Raw genomic sequence first — 18,280 nt, forward strand, 5'->3', positions numbered from 1 at the left:
ATGTCGCACAAGGCCCCAAACATGGCTCGAACGCTGCGGCTCGCAGCAGCACTTGGTCCGGTCCTGCTCGCAACCGGTGCCACGGCGCAGGGGCTGACCGAGCAGCAGCAGTTTGCCCGCGGCATCTATCAGGAACTGGTCGAGATCAACACCACCACCGCGACCGGCGATACCCAGAAGGCGGCGGAGGCGATGGGCGCGCGGCTCCGCGCGGCGGGCTTCCCTGAGGCCGACGTGCACGTGTTCTCGCCGGCGCCGCGCAAGGGCAATCTGGTGGCGCGGCTGCCCGGCTCCGGCGCGCGCAAGCCGATCCTCCTGGTTGCCCATCTCGACGTCGTCCCAGCCCTCCGTGAGGACTGGACGGTCGATCCGTTCAAGCTCACCGAGCAGGACGGCTATTTCTACGGCCGTGGCTCTAGCGACGACAAGTTCATGGCGTCGGCCTTCATCACCAACCTGATCCGCTACAAGAAGGAGGGCTACAAGCCCGACCGCGACATCATCGTCGCACTCGAGACCGACGAGGAGATCCTCGATGCCAACGGCCTCGGCATGCAGTGGCTGATCAAGAACCACCGTGACCTGATCGACGCCGAATTCGCGCTGAACGAAGGCGGCGGCGTCGGCCTCAAGAACGGCAAGGCGATCCGCAACAGCGTGCAGACCAGCGAGAAGGTTTCGGTCGGCTACCAGCTCACGGTGAAGGATCGCGGCGGCCACTCATCGCTGCCGCGCAAGGACAACGCGATCTACCACCTCGCCGAAGGCCTCGTCCGGCTCTCCAATTACAGCTTCCCGATGAATCTCAACGAGACCACGCGAATCTATTTCGCGAAGATCGCCGAGGTCGACAAGTCGCATGCCGACGACATCAAGGCGATCCTGGCGCCGCAGCCCGAACCGGCGGCGCTGGCGCGATTGTCGGAAAATCCCGGCTACAATGCGCAGCTTCGCACCACCTGCGTCGCGACGATGCTCGAGGGCGGCCACGCCATCAACGCGCTGCCGCAGCTTGCGACCGCCAAGGTGAACTGCCGGATCCTGCCCGGCGAGCCGGTCGACGGCGTCCAGGCGACGATCGAGCGCGTGCTCGCCGACAAGCAGATCGAGGTGACCCCGACCGGCAAGGCCGTGCTGAGCCCGCCGTCGCCGCTGAATGAGGAGGTGATGGGATCGATCGAGAAGCTGTCGAAGGAGTTCTGGCCGAATGCCGAAATCGTCCCTACCATGAGCACCGGCGCGACCGACGGCAGCTATCTGCGCAATGCGGGGATTCCGACCTATGGTCATTCCGGGCTCGGCGCCGATGTCGATGACAACCGGAACCATGGCAAGGACGAGCGCGTGCTGGTCAAGTCGTTCTACGAGGGCGAGGAGTATCTCTATCGCCTGGTCAAGATGCTCGCCGGCGGAAAATGATGGCTGACGGCAAGACAAGGCTGCGGGTGGCGGTCGCCGGCCTCGGCGCGATCGGCACTGACGTCGTCAAGGCGCTCGATCAGGGCATCGAGGGATTGATGCTGGTTGCGGTGTCGGCAAACAGTCCGGACAAGCACAGCGGCTGGGTTGCGGAGCTCAACTCTGCGCCGAAGCTGGTGCCGATCGACGGGCTCGCCGATGTCGCCGACATCGTGGTCGAGTGCGCGCCGAGCAAGCTGGTGCGCTCGATCGTGGCCCCGGTGGTCGCGCGCGGCAAGACCGCGGTCGTGCTCAGCGTCGGCGCGCTGCTGCAGAACGAGGACTTGGTCGATCTCGCCCGGGCGCATGGCGGCCAGATCATCGTGCCGACCGGCGCGCTGATCGGGCTCGATGCGGTGACTGCGGCGGCGATCGGGACCATTCATTCGGCCAAGCTGGTGACGCGGAAGCCCGTCGCGGGGCTCGTCGGCGCGCCGCATCTGGTCGAGAACAACATTCAGATCGAGGGGATCACCGAGCCGCTGCGCATCTTCGAGGGCAGCGCGCGCGACGCCGCCAAGGGCTTTCCGGCCAATCTCAACGTCGCCGTGGCATTGTCACTGGCCGGCATCGGGCCCGACCGCACAAGGGTGGAAATCTGGGCCGACCCGACAGTGACGCGCAACACCCACCGGATCGAAGTCGATTCCGACTCGGCGCGGTTCTCGATGATGATCGAGAACATCCCCTCGGAGAACCCGAAGACCGGCCGCATCACTGCGCTGTCGGTGATCGCCTGCCTGCGCAAGCTGCGCGCGTCCTTGCGGATCGGAACGTGATGAAGATTTTGCCCGACGATCTCTTCCTGATCATCGACGTGCAGAACGATTTCTGCCCGGGAGGCGCGCTTGCGGTCGCGGACGGCGATGCCGTCGTGCCGGTGGTCAACCGGCTCGCCAGCCGCTTCGACCATGTGGTGCTGACGCAGGACTGGCACCCGGCGCGCCACAGCTCGTTTGCGACCTCGCATCCGGGCGCTGCGCCGTTTTCCTCGATCGCGATGCCGTATGGGCCGCAGACGCTGTGGCCGGATCATTGCATCCAGGGCACGGCTGGCGCCGGGTTTCACCCCGACCTCGCGACTGACCGCGCCGAGCTCGTGATCCGCAAGGGCTTCCGCGGCGCGATCGATTCCTATTCGGCGTTCTTCGAGAACGACCTGATAACCCCGACTGGGCTCGCCGGCTATCTGCGCGAGCGCGGCCTCAAGCGCGTCGTGATGGCGGGGCTCGCCACCGATTTCTGCGTGCAGTATTCGGCGCTCGATGCGCGGCGGCTCGGTTTCGAGACCGCGGTCGTGCTGTCGGGCTGCCGTGCCATCGATCTCGGCGGCTCGCTTGCCGCCGCCACCGCGGCGATGCGCGAGGCCGGCGCCGCGCTTGTCGAGGAGATCGCCTGAGCGGAGCCGGCTAACGGCGAAAACCGTTGTTTTGACTGGCCTTTTGTTCTAATCCCCAGCCGTTGATGATGACGCGCAGCGGAGATTTCGTGTCGGGACAGGTTTTGCGGATAGGGACGCGCAAGAGCGCGATGGCGCTTGCGCAAACGGACGAGGTCGCGCGGCTGCTGCGCGCCTCGGCGCCGGACCTTGCCGTCGACATCGTCAAGTTCGAGACCCGCGGCGACCAGGACCAGACCAGCAAGCTGTTGCGTCACGGCGGCAAGGGTGGCGCGTTCGTCGCCGAGATCCGCGAGGCGATGCGATCAGGCACGCTGCAGGCCGCGATGCATTCGCTGAAGGACGTGCCGGGAAATGAGGAGACGCCGGGTCTGGTCCTCGCCGCGATGCTGGCGCGCGATGCGGCCAACGATTCGCTCGTGTTGCGGCCGGGTCTGACGCTGGATGCGTTTCGCGCCTCGCGCGGGAAAGGCTTCATGATCGGCACCAACGCTGTGCGCCGCGCCGCCTATCTGCGCAGGCTGTTTCCTGAAGCGACGGTGATTCATTTCCGCGGCGCCGCCGACACGCGAATTGCAAAACTCGATCGCGGGGCCAAGCAGCGGCTGCCCGATGGCGGCGAGGTGGGGCCGGCGGATGCGCTGGTGATGGCGCGCTCCGGCCTCGAGCGCATCGGCATGACCGCGCGCATCGCACATGACTTCTCGGTCGATGAGATGCTCCCCGCGGTCGGCCAGGGCGTCGTCGCGGTCGAATGCGTCGAGACCGACTGGGCGACGCGTGCGCGGCTTGCCGGGATCGACAACGCGCCGTCGCGGCTCGCCGCCGAGGCCGAGCGCGAGGTGCTGTGGGTGCTCAACGGCCACTGCAATTCGCCGATCGCCGGCCACGCCACGCTTGCGGGGGCTGAGATGACGCTGCGTGCCTCGGTGCTCGACGAGGCCGGGGCCGGCTTCATCGAGGTGACGCGGCGCGGGCCTTCGGACCGGCCGCGCGAACTCGGCCGCGCCGTCGGCATGGAGCTATTGGACAAGGGCGCCGCCGAGATCATCGCCCGCACCCGGGTCGAGGAATAGCGGCGCTGCTACGTCCGCAGCGGCCAGCTGCCGATGATGCGGAAGCGGGATGCGCTGTCGGCCTGCTTGAACAGCGCGATGCGGTCGACCGCGAGCGTCGTGAGCTCGATCGCGGCGAACCGCTCGCGCAGCCGCGCCATGATCGGGCCGCGCCGCTCGTCGCTCAGCCGCCCGGTCAGCGTCATGTGGAAGCGGAATTCCTCCATGACGTAGGGATAGCCCCAGCGGTCGAGATAGTCGCGCTGTCGCTCCGTGAGCCGTTCGGGTCTGCGTCGCGCGCGATCTTCCTGCGTGAGTGGCGCACGGAACGCGTCGAATTCGGTGACGCAATCGGCGGCGAGCTGCTGGAGTTCGTCGGAGAGCTTCGCCGGGATCACGGCGATGAAGCCGCTGATGGCATCGACAACAGGCTCGATCAGGGGAATGCGCCGCGCGCGGCCTGCGAAGGCGGCACAGGCGTCGAGAAGCTCGGCCTCGCTCCTGCCGTCCGCAAGCGCAGTCGGCGCCTTCAGCGTGGCGTGAAAACCGTATTTGCGCGGGTCCTCGGTGACCTCGCGCCAGTCGGGCGCGACGCCATCGGGAAACCGCAGCTCGTCGCCCGACACGGCGTCATAGCCGAGCAGCGTCGAACCGAAGCGGTGCAGGGCGCTGTCAGGTGACGGCGCATAGTAGATCGCGTAGCGCGGAGTGGGGGCCATGGCAGCAGAATAAAGCCTGACTATGCCGCCGCAACCGTCTTGCGCGGCGCGAGCGCGTGAACGAAGCAGCTTGCATCCGCCAGATGCACCAGCCGTCCGGCTGATATCACGGCGACGACACGCGGCCGCAGCGGCACCTTGTCGTCGACGATGACGATATCGGCACGGCGGCCGGCGGCGAGCACGCCGCGGTCGGCGAGCCCCGCGGCGCGCGCCGGCGCAGACGAGATCAGGTCCCAGGCCCTGGCGAGCGGCAGGATGCCGTCGGCAACGAGGCGGAACGCCGCGAGCAGCTGCGCCGGATAATAATAGTCCGACGCCAGCACCGAGCAGAGGCCTTTTGCGATCATGTCGGATGCCTTGGTCCAGCCGGTGTGGCTGCCGCCGCGCACCACATTGGGCGCACCGAACACGATGAAGTCATCGGCATCGGCGGCATCGCGCGCGGTCTCCTCGTTGACGGGGAATTCGGCGATCGCCGCGCCCAGCGCGCGAAACTCCTGACGCATCGCCGGGCTGTTGTCGTCGTGCGACAGCATGCGGATGTCGGCCGCGCGCGCCGCGGCGGCCAGCCTTGCGATCGAGGCCGGCACCTCGGGACGGCGCGCGACGACCCGGTCGATCAGCTCGTTGAAGGCCTCGAGCGAAAGCCCGGCGCGCTCGGCCGACTGGTTGCGCTTCTTCGGTTTGACATTGCTGTGGTCGTTGAAGGCGAACAGGTCGATGCGGCCTTCGGTGAGCCATTGAATGATCTCGGCTTCGGCGTCGAGATTGTGGGTCTCGTGACGCAGGTGGAAGCGCGTATCGGCGGCGAGAAGCGGCCGCAGCGCCTCGATCGCATCGAGCAGCTTGCGCGCATTCTCCGCGCTGCGCAGGCCGGGCTCCCACGACCAGGTCGTGCCATGGAACACGGTGGTGATGCCGTTGGCGATCGCCTGCCGGTCGCTATCGATGAGCGCGACGTCGGTCGGGAAGTCGACGCCCGGGCGCGGCATCATCTGCCGCTCGAACGCATCGCCGTGCAGATCGATGATGCCGGGCAATACCAAGAGCCCGCCGGCATTGATGTGAAGCGCGGCGCGGCCTTGTTCGGCGTCGAGCGCGCCGATGTCGCGGCCTGCGGTCCGCAGCGAGGTCTCGACCAATCCGCCGTCAACCAGCGTGCGCCCGCCCTCGATGAAAATGTCCGTCACGATGCGGCACTCCGTTGTTTGGCCTGTGCTTGGGATACGGCCTCGGCCTCATACTTGTCGAGGAATTCCTCCACCGCGAGCTTGCGAAAGTCGGGCAGGACACGGCGAAGTGTCTCATGGTCCCAGTCCCACCACGCCAGCGCAGCGAGACGATCCGCTGTTGTCTCGGAGAAGCGCCGCTTCACCAGGCGCGCCGGATTACCGGCAACGATGGTGTGCGCGGGCACATCCTTGGTCACGATCGCGCCGGCGGCAACAACAGCGCCGGTTCCGATGTTGCGGCCCGGCAGCAGGATCGCGCCGTGACCGATCCAGACGTCATGGCCGATATGCACGTGATGCGCACGTCGCCAGTTGAAGAAGTCGGTGTCGTCGCTCTCGCCGGGAAAATAAGCGCTGGCGCGGTAGGTGAAATGCGCCTGTGTCGCGCGATGCATCGGGTGGTTGCCGGGATTGATCCGGGTCATCGCCGCGATCGAGCAGAACTTGCCGATCGAGGTGTAGGTGATCTGGCTGTCGTTCACGACGTAGGAATAGTCGTCCATGCTGACTTCAAGCAGGATCGTGCGCGCACCGACCTCGGTATATTTGCCGAGCTTGCTCTCGCGGACCGACGCAGTCGGGTCGAGGGTCGGCACAACCGAGAGTGTTTTTCCGGCCATCAGGGCCTCCGCAAATCTTGCAAATCTTTGGCTTCCGGGAGATGCGCGCTCGTCATCGGGATGCTTGATGACAACATCATGACGTCACGATGACGGCAAGAGAGCGGGTGTGGACGATCGCCGCACCGCAACGTCGCGTCACATAACTGTAAAACACCGGGGATAGCGATGGCCCAACACGGCGCGGTTGGAGCATTACATGCTGGTGGTGGAAGGTTTGACGTGCCGGTTCGGCACAAAAGCCGCAGTCGACAATGCGTCCTTCTCGATCGCGCCGGGCAGCTTTGTCGGTGTGATCGGCCGCTCCGGTGCCGGGAAGTCGACCCTGTTGCGGATGATCAACCGTCTCGCCGATCCGACCTCCGGCCGTATCCTGTTCGAAGGCACCGATGTCACCGCGCTGCGCGGCAAGGCGCTGCGGCAATGGCGGGCGCGCTCGGCGATGATCTTCCAGCAATTCAATCTGGTTGGCGGCTTGATGTGCTGACCAACGTACTGATGGGCCGGTTGGCCCAGATCCCGTCCTGGCGTTCGCTGGCGCAAGCCTGGCCGGAGCAGGACAGGGCGCTCGCGATGTCCGCACTCGATCAGTTCGACATCGCTCAACTCGCGGCGCAGCGCGCCGACCAGCTTTCGGGCGGCCAGCAGCAACGTGTCGCGATCGCTCGCGCGCTGGTGCAGGAGCCCGACATCATCCTCGCCGACGAGCCGATCGCCTCGCTCGATCCGCGCAACACCAGGATCGTGATGGATGCGTTGCTGCGCATCAACAAGCATTTCGGCATCACGGTGCTCTGCAACCTGCACTCGCTCGACCTGGCGCGGACCTATTGCGATCGCCTGGTCGGCATGGCGGCGGGTCGCGTGGTGTTCGATGGCGCCCCGGCGGCGCTGACCGACCATATCGCCCGCGAGCTCTACGACCTCGAGGCCAACGACGTCATGGGCGGCGCGCCAATGCCCGCGTCCGACGGCGCGACCGTTCCGGCACTCGGCACCGCCGCCGCGGCCTGAGCGTCGCGCGTTTTCCAATCTGAATGGCCGGGCATTTTGCCCGGCCAACAGGTGCAACCATAATAAAGAGGGGTAGTCATGTTTACTCGTCGCATCGTTCTGGCCGGCGTCGCCGCGCTGGCGCTCACCGGTTCCGCATCCGCGCAGGAGTGGAAGGCAAAATATCCGGAGCTTACCTTCGCGGTGGTGCCGGCCGAGAACGCCTCCGGCGTCACCGAGCGCTGGACGCCGTTCGTGGCGTATCTGTCGAAGGAGCTCGGCGTGAAGGTCACGCTGCGCATCGCCAATGACTACGCCGCCGTCATCGAAGGTCAACGCGCCGGCAACATCCAGATCGCCAGCTACGGCTCGGCCTCGTTCGCGCGCGCCCGCCTGACCGGCGTCAAGTCCGACGCGTTCGCCAACGACATCAACGCCGACGGTTCGACCGGCTACTACTCGGTGTTCTTCGTCAAGGCCTCGAGCCCCTACAAGAGCGTCGACGATCTGAAGGGCAAGAACCTCGGCCTGGTCGATCCGAACTCGACCTCGGGCAACAACGTGCCGCGCTTCGAGCTCGACAAGATGGGCATCGCCGACGCCGACACCTATTTCGGCAAGGTCGTGTTCACCGGCAGCCACGAGAACGCGGTGCTGGCGCTGGCGCAGGGCACCGTCGACATGGCCGCCAACCAGTGGACCAGCGACGACGATTCGACACTCGCGCAGATGCTGACCAAGGGCATGCTGAAGAACGCCGACGGCTCGGCGATGAAGAAGGACGATTTCCGCATCATCCACAAGTCGGCGCCGATCATCAACGGACCCTATGCCTACAACGCCGATCTGCCCGAGGACCTGAAGGCCGCGATCGCGAAGGCCTTCTTCGAAGCTCCGACCAAGGACAAGGCCGCGTTCGACCGTCTCTCCGACGGCCAGAAGAAGGGCTTCCATCCCGCCACCACCAAGGACTGGGATGGCACGATCGAGCTGATCAAGTTCGTCGACGCTCTGCGCAAGAAGAAGGCGAGCTGATCGTTCGGCTGACGTCACGAGGCCGGGCCTGACAGCCCGGCCTTTGTTCTTAACTCCGAACCGGACTGGCACGCGTCGATGGCGACCGCCGTATCCATTCTTCCGGCGCAGCAACTGGCAACGCTGGAAGAGGCCTACCGCAGTTCGGTCTCGCGCAAGCGGCTGAAGGCCGCGTTGGCGGCGGCAATATTCTGCGCTGCCCTGGTGATCGCCGCGTTCGGCGCGGAAGTGAACCTGCGCACGCTGTTCACTTATTTCGGCAACTTCGTCAGCTATTTCGACCGCATCCTGACGCTCGAATCGGGCGCGCGGGTGTGGACCGATTTTCCCGAATGGTTCTGGGGCTGGAAGAAATGGCTGAGGATGCTCGGCGAGACCGTGCTGATCAGCTATGTCGGCACGCTGACCGGCGCGGTGTTTGCCTTCGCGCTGAATTTCTTCGCGGCCCAGAACACCTCGCCGGCGCCGTGGCTGCGCTTTGCGGTGCGCCGGCTGCTTGAATTCGCCCGCACGGTGCCCGGCATCGTGTTCGCGCTGATCTTCGTGATCGCGTTCGGCCTTGGGCCGATGGCCGGCGTGCTGGCGATCGCGATCCACTCGACCGGCGCGCTGGGAAAACTGTTCGCCGAGATCGTCGAGAACGCCGACATGAAGCCGGTCGAGGGCATCCGCTCCACCGGCGCGAGCTGGCTGTCCTGCATGCGCTTTGCCGTGCTGCCGCAGGTGTCGGCGGGCTACGCCAGCTACGCGCTGCTGCGGTTCGAGATCAACGTCCGCGAAGCCTCGGTGATGGGCTTTGTCGGCGCCGGCGGCATCGGCCAGGAGCTCGTGGTCGCGATCCACAAGTTCTACTATTCCGACGTCAGCGCCATCCTGGTCACCATCATCATCACCGTCTTCATCATCGACATCTCGACCGGCTGGCTGCGCGGCCGGCTGTTCGGCAAGGAGACGCGGCGATGAGCCAGCTGCCGAAGCCGAATACCGAGGAGCTGCGCGCAAAATATCCCAGCGCCTTCGACCGGCCCGCCTCGGCGCGGCTGGCGCTGCCGGCAATGACCGTGGCAGCGCTTGCGGTCTTCGTGTACGGCCTGGTCGATCTCGACTTTTCACCGTCCAGGCTGATCGCGGGCCTCAGCCAGCTCGGCTGGATCACCATGCTGATGATCCCGCCGAATCCCGGCGCGTCGTTCCCGCTCTACATGCAGGCGCTCGGCGAGACGCTGTCGATCGCGCTGCTCGGCACCACGCTTGCGGCGTTGCTGGCGCTGCCGGTCAGCCTGCTGGCGGCGCGCAACATCATCCCCTCGAACCTGATCCGCTTTCCGGTGCGCCGCTTCCTGGATTCGATCCGCGGCGTCGACACGCTGATCTGGGCGCTGGTCTGGATCAACGTCGTCGGCCTCGGGCCGTTCGCCGGCGTGCTTGCGATCATGGTGTCGGACTTCGGCGCGTTCGGAAAACTGTTCTCGGAGGCGATCGAGGCGGCGGACCGCAAGCAGGTCGAGGGCATCCGTGCCTCCGGCGGCAATACGCTGCATGAAATCCGCTTCGGCCTGCTGCCGCAGGTGCTGCCCGTGATCGCAGGCCAGGTGCTCTATTTCATCGAGTCGAACACGCGTTCGGCCACCATCATCGGCATCGTCGGCGCCGGCGGCATCGGCCTGCAGCTCGCCGAGCAGATCCGCGTGCTGGAATGGCAGAAGGTGTCGTTCCTGATCCTGATGATCCTGATCGCGGTCGCGGCGATCGACTTCATCTCGAGCAAGCTGCGCTTTGCGATTATCGGTCAAAGGGCGGTGGCCTAGAGAGACACCTCGCCCCGCTCTTGCGGGGAGAGGTCGGCGCGTAGCGCCGGGTGAGGGGAGTATCCCCGAACTCATATCTAGTGAACTCGCGGAGATAGCCCCTCACCCCGACCCTCTCCCCGCAAGAGCGGGGCGAGGGAGAAGGGCGCGACGTCAACCGTTCTCGACCAGAAACTCCACGCGCTCGGCGGCGAAGCGCGAGCGCTTGGTCACCAGCGGCTGGTCCAGCATCTCGACGTCGGTCGCGTCGACCACCAGCACCGGCCGCCCCAGCGGCAGATCAAGCCGCGCGGCGTCGGTCGCATCGACGATCGCCGCGGTGATCCGGGTCGAGGAGCGGTGGTAATCCTTGACGCCGTAATGCCCGAGCAGCTTCGTCATCGAGTGGACGTTGGCGAACACGCTGCCGGCATCGGGAAACCGCTCGGCCGACAGCCAGGTGGTGGAGACGCAGATCGGCGTCCGGTCGGCGAGCCGCACCGCTTCGATCCGGATCAGCCGTGCGCCGATCTTCAGGCCGAGCTCACGCGCGATCTCGCGGTTGGCGATATCCTCACCGGCCTCGATCAGCTGGCCGCGCGGCTCGTGGCCGCCGGCGCCGACGATCTCCGAAAATCTTGTGCGCGAGCGCAGGGGATAGGCGAGGCGCTGGGCCTCGACATAGGTGCCGCTGCCGCGCTCGGCGCGCACCAGGCCGCGCTCGGCCAATGCGGCGAGCGCCCGCCGCACGGTGTGGCGGTTGACCCGGTAAGTCTCGGCGATCTCCATCTCGCCCGGCAGCTTTTCGCCCGCGGCAAAGCGGCCGTCAGCGATGCCGCGCTCGATGCCGTCGGCAACTTGCCGCCACAAGGCGACGCCGGAACTTTCCTGCATGCTCATCGTGCGGTGATACCAGAAATCGTCGGTTTGTCACGAAACAGTCATGGCGCTTGGCTATCAAGTTGTCTATTATCATAGACAACTTGATGCAAGCAAGGTTGCCCATGAGTTCGACCGGACCAAACAGCAAACAGGCCCAGCGCAAGGCCGCGATGACGGTGCTGGCGCACGCCGCCGCGGCCGACATCGCAGGCAAGCTCGCGGCGATCGCGGTGCCGGTGCATGAGAGCCTGCGCGAGCCGGAGAACGGCCTCGTGATGGTGCGCGGGCGGATCGGCGGCGACGGCGCGCCGTTCAATCTCGGCGAGGCGACGGTGTCGCGCGCGGCGGTGCGGCTTGCGACCGGTGAGGTCGGCTACGGCTACACGCTCGGCCGCGACGCGCAGAAGGCGCAGATGATCGCGCTGTGCGACGCCATGGTGCAGTCGACGGAACTGTCCGGCGAGGTGGAGGCGAAGGTGATCGCGCCGCTGCGCGTAGCCATGAACGCCGAACGCACTCGCAAGGCCGCCGAGACCGCGGCGACGCGGGTCGATTTCTACACGATGGTGCGCGGTGAGGGGTAATGCAATGACGACGATTGCCGAAATGCCCGCAGGCTTTGCCGACAAGGTGCTGTCGGCGCAATCAACGTTCCGTTCCGTGATGGATGCGATGGCGCGTCCGGGCAGCGTGCAGCGCGTTGCGGCGAGCGCAGGCACGCCCGCGGGCATGATGCGCGGCGCGGCCGCGATCGCGCTGACGCTATTCGATCACGACACGCCGATCTGGCTCGATGCCGCGATGTCGGCGACGCCGGATGTCGCCCGCTGGCTGAAGTTTCACGCCAGTGCGCCGGTGGTCGCGGATTCCTCGATCGCAAGCTTCGCGCTGATCGGCGACGCGGCGAAGCTGCCGGCGCTCGAGCGTTTCGCGTTCGGCAGCAGCGAATATCCGGATCGTTCGACCACGCTGATCCTGCAGGTCGACAGCCTGACGCAGGGCCCGGCCTTCGAGCTGAAGGGGCCCGGCATCGACGGCAGCGCGCTGTTGCAGGCGATGATCAAGCCGCGTGACCTGTTCGATCGGCTGTCGATCAACGAGGTCCTGTTCCCGCGCGGCATCGATGTCGTGCTGGTCCATGACGATGCCATTGTGGCGATCCCGCGCACCACGCGGCTGATCGCAAGCGGAGTGTGAGCGATGTATGTAGCCGTCAAGGGAGGCGAGCGCGCCATCGAGAATGCCCACCGTTTGCTCGCGCATGAGCGGCGCGGCGATCGCGACGTACCCGAGGTGACGCTGGCGCAGATCTCCGAACAGCTCGCGCTCGGCGTCGATCGGGTGATGACCGAGGGCTCGCTCTACGATCGCGAGCTCGCGGCGCTTGCGATCAAGCAGGCGCGCGGCGACATGATCGAGGCGATCTTCCTGGTCCGGGCGTTCCGCGCCACGCTGCCGCGCTTCGGCGCCACCGAGCCGGTCAACACCGGCGAGATGCAGGTGCGGCGGCGCATCTCCTCGACGTTCAAGGACGTTCCGGGCGGCCAGATCCTCGGCCCGACCTTCGATTACACCCATCGCCTGCTTGATCCGCAGCTCGCGGAAGGCTTTGTGCCGGAGCAACCGGCGACGTCGGAAGCCTCGCAGGCGGCAACGCCGCGGGTCACCGACATTCTCGGCCGCGACGGCCTGATCGAGTCTTCGCCGCAGGCCGAGGCCGACACGCCGGTCGGCGACCTCACGCGTGAGCCGCTGAGCTTCCCGGCCGATCGCGATCTGCGGCTGCAGAATCTTGCGCGCGGCGATGAGGGCTTTCTGCTCGCGCTCGGCTACTCGACGCAGCGCGGTTACGGCCGCAACCACCCCTTCGCCGGCGAGATCCGCTTCGGCGAGGTCGAGGTCGAATTCTCAGCCGAAGATGTCGGCTTCGCGGTGCCGCTCGGCGCGATCGAGCTGACCGAATGCCAGATGGTCAACCAGTTCAAGGGCTCGACGACCGAGGCGCCGTGCTTCACCCGCGGCTATGGCCTCGCCTTCGGGCAGAGCGAGCGCAAGACCATGTCGATGGCGCTGGTCGACCGTGCCTTGCGCGCGCGCGAGCTCGGCGAGGAGGCCGCGGCGCCGGCGCAGGACGAGGAGTTCGTGATGTCGCACTCCGACAATGTCCAGTCGACCGGCTTCGTCGAGCATCTCAAGCTGCCGCATTATGTCGACTTCCAGTCCGAGCTCGGCCTACTGCGCAAGCTGCGGCAGGAGTTTGCCGAGGCCAATCAGGCGGTGGAACTGCAGGAGGCCGCGGAATGAACGCGCCGACGTACAACTTCGCCTATCTCGACGAGCAGACCAAGCGGATGATCCGGCGCGCGATCCTGAAGGCGATCGCGATCCCCGGCTATCAGGTGCCGTTCGCGAGCCGCGAGATGCCGATGCCCTATGGCTGGGGTACCGGCGGCGTGCAGGTGACGGCCGCGATCCTCGGCCCCGACGACGTGCTGAAGGTGATCGATCAGGGTTCGGACGACACCACCAACGCGATCTCGATCCGAAAATTCTTCGGCAAGACCGCGGGTGTCGCGACCACGACGTCGACGACGGATGCGACTGTGATCCAGACCCGGCACCGCATTCCCGAAGCGCCGCTGCACGCCGGGCAGGTGCTGGTCTATCAGGTGCCGATCCCCGAGCCGCTGCGCTTCCTCGAGCCGCGCGAGACCGAGACGCGGCGGATGCACGCGCTCGCCGAATACGGGCTGATGCATGTCAAGCTCTACGAGGACATCGCGCGCTTCGGCCACATCGCGACCGCCTACGCCTATCCGGTGAAGGTGAATGCACGCTACGTGATGGACCCGTCGCCGACGCCGAAATTCGACAACCCGAAGATGGACAATTGCGCGGCGCTGCAGCTGTTCGGCGCCGGCCGCGAGAAGCGCATCTACGCGATCCCGCCCTACACCACGGTGGTCTCGCTGGATTTCGAGGATCACCCGTTCACGCGCTATCGTTTCAATGCGCCCTGTGCGCTGTGCGGCGCCGACTTCTCCTATCTCGACGAGATCGTCACCGACGACAGAGGCGGGCGGATGTTCGTGTGCTCCGACACCGACTTCTGCGAGCAGCGCCAGGCCGCCGGCCATCACGGCACCGAGAGCGCAGCGCCGCACAAGGAGAAGGCGCATGTCTGAGCTCGCAAGCCTCGACACCGACCAGCCGCTCCTGGTGGCCGAGGGGCTCGGCAAGAACTACGGCCGGCTTCCGGCCTGCCGCGACGTCTCGTTCGCGCTCTATCCCGGCGAAGTGCTGGCGATCGTCGGCGAATCCGGCTCGGGCAAGTCGACGCTGCTGCAGCTGCTGTCGGCGCAGCTTGCGCCCAGCGCGGGGCACGTGTCCTACCGGATGCGCGACGGCGTGCTGCGCGATCTTGCCGAACTCGGCGAGGCCGAACGGCGCTTCCTGTTTCGCACCGACTGGGGCTTTGTGCATCAGGACCCGGCGCAGGGGCTGCGCATGGGCGTTTCGGCGGGCGCCAATGTCGGCGAGCGGCTGATGGCGGTCGGCTGGAATCACTACGGCCGGATCCGCGACACCGCATCGACCTGGCTGGAGCGGGTCGAGATCGATGTCGGCCGCATCGACGACGCGCCAAAGACCTATTCCGGCGGCATGCGGCAGCGGCTGCAGATCGCGCGCAACCTCGTCACCGAGCCGCGGCTGGTGTTCATGGATGAACCGACCGGCGGTCTCGACGTCTCGGTGCAGGCGCGGCTGCTCGATCTGATGCGCAATCTCGTCAGCGAGCTTGGCCTTGCCGCCATCGTCGTGACCCACGATCTTGCCGTCGCGCGCCTGCTGTCGCACCGCGTGATGGTGATGAAGGGCGGCCGCGTCATCGAGACCGGCCTCACCGACCAGGTGCTCGACGATCCCCGCGAGCCCTATACGCAGCTGCTCGTCTCCTCGATTCTTCCGCCATGAGCTTGACAATGACCGCGATGATCGAACTCACCAACGCCGAGAAGACCTTCACCATGCATCTGCAGGGTGGCGTCGAGCTGCCCGTGGTGCGCGGCGTCTCGTTCCACGTCGTATCAGGCGAATGCGTGGTGCTGTCCGGCCCGTCGGGCGCCGGCAAATCCTCGATCCTGAAGATGATCTTCGGCAATTACCGCTGCGACAGCGGCCGGATCGGCATCCGCCACCACGGCAAGGTGATTGACCTCGCGACCGCCGAGCCGCGCCAGGTGCTGAGCATCCGCCGCTCGACGATCGGCTATGTCAGCCAGTTCCTGCGCGCGGTGCCGCGGGTAGCGACGATCGACGTCGTCGCCGAGCCACTGATCGTCAACGGCGTAGCGCGCGAGGAGGCCCGCGAACGCGCCGGCGGCCTGCTGCGTCGGCTGAATATCCCGGAGCGTCTCTGGACCTTGCCGCCCTCGACCTTCTCGGGCGGCGAGCAGCAGCGCGTCAATATCGCGCGCGGCTTCATCTCGGACCTGCCGATCCTGCTGCTCGACGAACCCACCGCTTCGCTCGATGCGGCGAATCGCGCAGTGGTGGTCGAGCTGATTGCAGAGAAAAAGACCAGGGGCGTCGCGATGGTCGCGATTGTCCATGACGACGAAATCCGTCATCTGATTGCCGATCGTATCGTCGACGTGACCTCGTTCGCCGCTGCTGCCTGAAGGACCGTTTGAAATGACCGCCAAGCAAGACACCATCATCGGCAACGCCCGGCTGGTCCTCGCCGACCGCGTGATCGAGCAGGGCTGGGTCGCGATAGCGGACGGCAGGATCGCCGAATTCGGCGAGGGCAGGGCGCCCGAGGCGGCCGAGGACGCCGGCGGCGATCTGCTGATGCCCGGACTGATCGAGCTGCACACCGATCATCTCGAGATGCACTACGTGCCGCGGCCAAAAGTGTTCTGGAACCCGATCGCGGCCGTGATCTCCTATGACGGGCAGCTCGCGACCTCGGGCATCACCACGGTGCTGGATTCGCTGCGGGTCTGGCGCGAGGACGGCGCCGAGGATGTCGACGGCCGCGCCGGCGTCTTGGCGGCGGCGATCTCGGCGGCGCGCGAGGAAAATCTGCTGCGTGCCGATCACTTCCTGCATCTGCGCTGCGAAGTCCCGATGCCGGATGTCGTCGCCGAGGCCAAGGAGCTGATCGACCGGCCGGACGTGCGGCTGATGTCGCTGATGGACCACACCCCGGGCCAGCGCCAGTTCCGCGACGAGGTGAAGCTGCGCGACTATTACCGCGGCAAGGGCGGCGGCATGACCGACGCCCAGCTCGACGTGCTGTTCGCGCGGCGCTTCGCTTATCAGAAGGAATATGCCGTCGCCAACACCCGCGCGATCGTTGCGCTGGCGCATGCGTACAAAATCCCGCTGGCGAGCCACGATGACACCACCGACGAAAACGTGGTCGACGCCGTCAACGACAAGGTCGCGGTCGCGGAATTCCCGACCACGATGGAAGCCGCGCGCGGGCTGCACGCCGCCGGCATCGACATCCTGATGGGCGCGCCGAACGTGGTGCGCGGCGGCTCGCATTCCGGCAATATCGCCGCCGTCGATCTCGCCAATGAGGGCATGCTCGACATCCTGTCGTCGGACTACATCCCGTCCAGCCTGCTGATGGCGGCGCTGCAGCTGCCGCTTCATGTGCCGGCGATCGATCTCGCCTCGGCCGTCCGCACCGTGACCAAGACGCCGGCCGAGGCGGTCGGGCTCGCCGATCGCGGCGAGATCGCGGTCGGCAGGCGGGCCGATCTGATCCGCGTGCACGTCGCGCGCGATCTGCCGGTGGTGCGCAGCGTCTGGCGCGAAGGAGCCAGGGTCGCATGAGCGAACTCCCTGCCGTCGCCGCGCAGCACGCCACCACGATCGGTCCCGGCCGGCTGATCCTGGTGGTCGGCCCGAGCGGCGCCGGCAAGGACACGCTGCTGGGGCTGGCGAAGGCGGCCTGTGCCGACGATCGCGACATTGTGTTCGCGCGCCGGCTGATCACCCGCCAGGCGTCGGTGTCGGAAGACAATGAGGAGGTCAGTGCGGAAACGTTCCAGCGCGCGGTCGCCGCCGGCGACTACGCCATGTACTGGGACGCGCATGGCCATCGCTACGCGCTGTCGCTGGTGATCGACGATGATATCCGCGCCGGGCGCACCGTGATCGCGAACGTCTCGCGCACGGTGATCGCGGCCGCCCGCCGCAACTATGCCAATGCCATTGTGGTGTCGGTCACGGCGCCGCCGGACGTACTTGCCGCGCGACTGGCCGCGCGGGGGCGTGCCAGCGACGGCGGGCTCGCACGGCGGCTGGGACGCACCGTCGACGAGAGCACGGCGACGCCTGATTTCACCATCATCAATTCCGGTACCGCCGAATATCACGCGCGACAGCTTGTCCGCATCATCAAGGGCGAACGCTGGGACGACTAACAGCAGAGGAGCAATGCACGAATGTCGGTGATTTCTACGATCGAGCAGCTTGAGGCGATCTACGGTTTCCCGAATGACGCGTCGACCGTGAAGGTCGCCGATCACGTGACGCCGCTCTATCGTGTGCTGATCGAGAAGTCGCCGTTCGTGTCGCTCGCGACCTCTGGCCCCGAGGGGCTCGACTGCTCGCCGCGCGGCGATCTGCCGGGCTTCGTCCGCATTCATGATGCGAAGACGCTGATGATGCCGGATCGCCGCGGCAACAATCGCTGCGATTCGCTGCGCAACATCGTTCGCGATCCCCGGGTCGGGCTATTGTTCCTGATTCCGGGCTCGGGGAGCACGCTGCGCGTCAACGGCCGCGCCTATATCTCGGCCGAGCCGGAGCTCCTGGCCTCGTTCAAGATGGAAGGCAAGGCGCCGCGCACGGTGATCGTGATGAATGTGGACGAGATCTACTTCCAGTGCGCCCGCGCGATCGTGCGCTCCGACCTCTGGAATCCGGACAAGCAGGTCGATCCGAAGGCCCTGCCGACGCCGGGCCAGATCCTCGCCGAGATGAGCGAGCACACGGTCGGCGGCGAGACCTACGATCGCGAGTGGCCGGAGCGCGCGCGCCAGACGATGTGGTGACGTGCGCCCGGACGGTCGGGG

20 protein-coding genes and 1 pseudogene are annotated in these 18,280 nt (G+C 66.5%); 17 read left to right on the forward strand and 4 right to left on the reverse strand.

What is annotated here, in order from left to right; genetic code table 11:
* The 4 genes from HAP48_RS28625 (at window position 1) to hemC (ending at window position 3,933) form a co-directional block, all read left to right on the forward strand.
* The gene (locus HAP48_RS28625) at window positions 1-1,419 is read left to right on the forward strand and encodes a M20/M25/M40 family metallo-hydrolase (RefSeq protein ID WP_166202979.1); all 1,419 of its coding nucleotides are present in this window, start codon (window positions 1-3) and stop codon (window positions 1,417-1,419) included.
* Window positions 1,419-2,237 carry an aspartate dehydrogenase gene (locus HAP48_RS28630; protein ID WP_166202981.1) on the forward strand — a complete coding sequence of 273 codons (819 nt, stop codon included), beginning with the start codon at window positions 1,419-1,421 and terminating at the stop codon, window positions 2,235-2,237. Before HAP48_RS28625 ends, HAP48_RS28630 begins: the two co-directional genes overlap by 1 nt.
* Window positions 2,237-2,857: a bifunctional nicotinamidase/pyrazinamidase gene (pncA, locus tag HAP48_RS28635; RefSeq protein WP_166202983.1), complete on the forward strand. Its 621-nt coding sequence runs from the start codon at window positions 2,237-2,239 to the stop codon at window positions 2,855-2,857. Before HAP48_RS28630 ends, pncA begins: the two co-directional genes overlap by 1 nt.
* A 65-nt stretch (window positions 2,858-2,922) precedes the next feature.
* Window positions 2,923-3,933 carry a hydroxymethylbilane synthase gene (gene hemC / locus HAP48_RS28640; RefSeq protein WP_166202985.1) on the forward strand — a complete coding sequence of 337 codons (1,011 nt, stop codon included), beginning with the start codon at window positions 2,923-2,925 and terminating at the stop codon, window positions 3,931-3,933.
* 8 nt (window positions 3,934-3,941) lie between these two features.
* Here hemC and HAP48_RS28645 read toward each other — a convergent pair whose 3' ends face one another.
* From HAP48_RS28645 to HAP48_RS28655, 3 genes are read right to left on the reverse strand one after another with little or no spacing between them, the layout of a single operon-like run.
* Window positions 3,942-4,631, reverse strand: a complete 690-nt coding sequence (locus tag HAP48_RS28645; protein ID WP_166202987.1) for a DUF1045 domain-containing protein — start codon at window positions 4,629-4,631, stop codon at window positions 3,942-3,944.
* Window positions 4,632-4,651: 20 nt separating this feature from the next.
* Window positions 4,652-5,824 carry an alpha-D-ribose 1-methylphosphonate 5-triphosphate diphosphatase gene (locus HAP48_RS28650; RefSeq protein WP_166202989.1) on the reverse strand — a complete coding sequence of 391 codons (1,173 nt, stop codon included), beginning with the start codon at window positions 5,822-5,824 and terminating at the stop codon, window positions 4,652-4,654.
* Window positions 5,821-6,486 (reverse strand): LbetaH domain-containing protein, encoded by a 666-nt coding sequence (locus tag HAP48_RS28655; protein WP_166202991.1) that lies wholly within the window; start codon window positions 6,484-6,486, stop codon window positions 5,821-5,823. Before HAP48_RS28655 ends, HAP48_RS28650 begins: the two co-directional genes overlap by 4 nt.
* Window positions 6,487-6,685: 199 nt before the next feature.
* Between HAP48_RS28655 and phnC the strand changes: the two are divergent.
* The 4 genes and pseudogenes from phnC to phnE (HAP48_RS28675) all read left to right on the forward strand — a co-directional run bounded on the left by phnC (window position 6,686) and on the right by phnE (HAP48_RS28675) (window position 10,322).
* Window positions 6,686-7,500 (forward strand): annotated as a pseudogene (gene phnC, locus HAP48_RS28660) (phosphonate ABC transporter ATP-binding protein).
* A gap of 78 nt (window positions 7,501-7,578) precedes the next feature.
* Entirely contained in the window at window positions 7,579-8,514 is a 936-nt protein-coding gene (gene phnD / locus HAP48_RS28665; RefSeq protein ID WP_166202993.1) for a phosphonate ABC transporter substrate-binding protein, read from the forward strand.
* Window positions 8,515-8,592: 78 nt separating this feature from the next.
* Window positions 8,593-9,477 carry a phosphonate ABC transporter, permease protein PhnE gene (phnE, locus tag HAP48_RS28670; protein ID WP_166202995.1) on the forward strand — a complete coding sequence of 295 codons (885 nt, stop codon included), beginning with the start codon at window positions 8,593-8,595 and terminating at the stop codon, window positions 9,475-9,477.
* Entirely contained in the window at window positions 9,474-10,322 is an 849-nt protein-coding gene (phnE, locus tag HAP48_RS28675; protein WP_166202997.1) for a phosphonate ABC transporter, permease protein PhnE, read from the forward strand. The genes phnE (HAP48_RS28670) and phnE (HAP48_RS28675) overlap by 4 nt, the downstream gene beginning before the upstream one ends.
* Before the next feature lie 153 nt (window positions 10,323-10,475).
* On the opposite strand, the gene phnF is transcribed toward phnE (HAP48_RS28675), so the two are convergent.
* Window positions 10,476-11,201, reverse strand: coding sequence for a phosphonate metabolism transcriptional regulator PhnF (gene phnF, locus HAP48_RS28680; RefSeq protein WP_166202999.1), 726 nt, complete (start codon window positions 11,199-11,201; stop codon window positions 10,476-10,478).
* Between the two features lie 104 nt (window positions 11,202-11,305).
* Here phnF and phnG point away from each other — a divergent pair, with 104 nt between their 5' ends.
* Genes phnG through HAP48_RS28725 form a run of 9 tightly spaced genes read left to right on the forward strand, consistent with a single transcriptional unit; the run spans window position 11,306 to window position 18,259 of the window.
* A complete protein-coding gene (phnG, locus tag HAP48_RS28685; protein ID WP_166203001.1) occupies window positions 11,306-11,767 on the forward strand; it encodes a phosphonate C-P lyase system protein PhnG in 462 nt (153 codons plus the stop codon).
* Between the two features lie 4 nt (window positions 11,768-11,771).
* Window positions 11,772-12,380: a phosphonate C-P lyase system protein PhnH gene (gene phnH, locus HAP48_RS28690; protein WP_166203003.1), complete on the forward strand. Its 609-nt coding sequence runs from the start codon at window positions 11,772-11,774 to the stop codon at window positions 12,378-12,380.
* A 3-nt stretch (window positions 12,381-12,383) separates the two neighbouring features.
* Complete coding sequence (locus HAP48_RS28695; RefSeq protein ID WP_166203006.1) at window positions 12,384-13,487, forward strand: carbon-phosphorus lyase complex subunit; 1,104 nt, start codon at window positions 12,384-12,386, stop codon at window positions 13,485-13,487.
* The gene (locus HAP48_RS28700) at window positions 13,484-14,368 is read left to right on the forward strand and encodes an alpha-D-ribose 1-methylphosphonate 5-phosphate C-P-lyase PhnJ (protein WP_166203008.1); all 885 of its coding nucleotides are present in this window, start codon (window positions 13,484-13,486) and stop codon (window positions 14,366-14,368) included. The genes HAP48_RS28695 and HAP48_RS28700 overlap by 4 nt, the downstream gene beginning before the upstream one ends.
* Window positions 14,361-15,158, forward strand: coding sequence for a phosphonate C-P lyase system protein PhnK (gene phnK / locus HAP48_RS28705; RefSeq protein WP_166203010.1), 798 nt, complete (start codon window positions 14,361-14,363; stop codon window positions 15,156-15,158). The genes HAP48_RS28700 and phnK overlap by 8 nt, the downstream gene beginning before the upstream one ends.
* Window positions 15,159-15,166: 8 nt before the next feature.
* A complete protein-coding gene (gene phnL / locus HAP48_RS28710; protein ID WP_166203012.1) occupies window positions 15,167-15,865 on the forward strand; it encodes a phosphonate C-P lyase system protein PhnL in 699 nt (232 codons plus the stop codon).
* A 13-nt stretch (window positions 15,866-15,878) separates the two neighbouring features.
* The gene (locus tag HAP48_RS28715; RefSeq protein WP_166203014.1) at window positions 15,879-17,033 is read left to right on the forward strand and encodes an alpha-D-ribose 1-methylphosphonate 5-triphosphate diphosphatase; all 1,155 of its coding nucleotides are present in this window, start codon (window positions 15,879-15,881) and stop codon (window positions 17,031-17,033) included.
* On the forward strand, window positions 17,030-17,626 hold the full coding sequence (phnN, locus tag HAP48_RS28720) for a phosphonate metabolism protein/1,5-bisphosphokinase (PRPP-forming) PhnN (protein WP_166203016.1): 597 nt from the start codon (window positions 17,030-17,032) through the stop codon (window positions 17,624-17,626). The genes HAP48_RS28715 and phnN overlap by 4 nt, the downstream gene beginning before the upstream one ends.
* Window positions 17,627-17,647: 21 nt before the next feature.
* Window positions 17,648-18,259 (forward strand): pyridoxamine 5'-phosphate oxidase family protein, encoded by a 612-nt coding sequence (locus HAP48_RS28725; protein ID WP_166203018.1) that lies wholly within the window; start codon window positions 17,648-17,650, stop codon window positions 18,257-18,259.
* The last annotated feature ends 21 nt before the right edge of the window (window positions 18,260-18,280 follow it).

Origin of the sequence: Bradyrhizobium septentrionale (assembly GCF_011516645.4) — a bacterium.
In the GTDB taxonomy this organism is placed as follows: Bacteria; Pseudomonadota; Alphaproteobacteria; order Rhizobiales; family Xanthobacteraceae; genus Bradyrhizobium; species Bradyrhizobium septentrionale.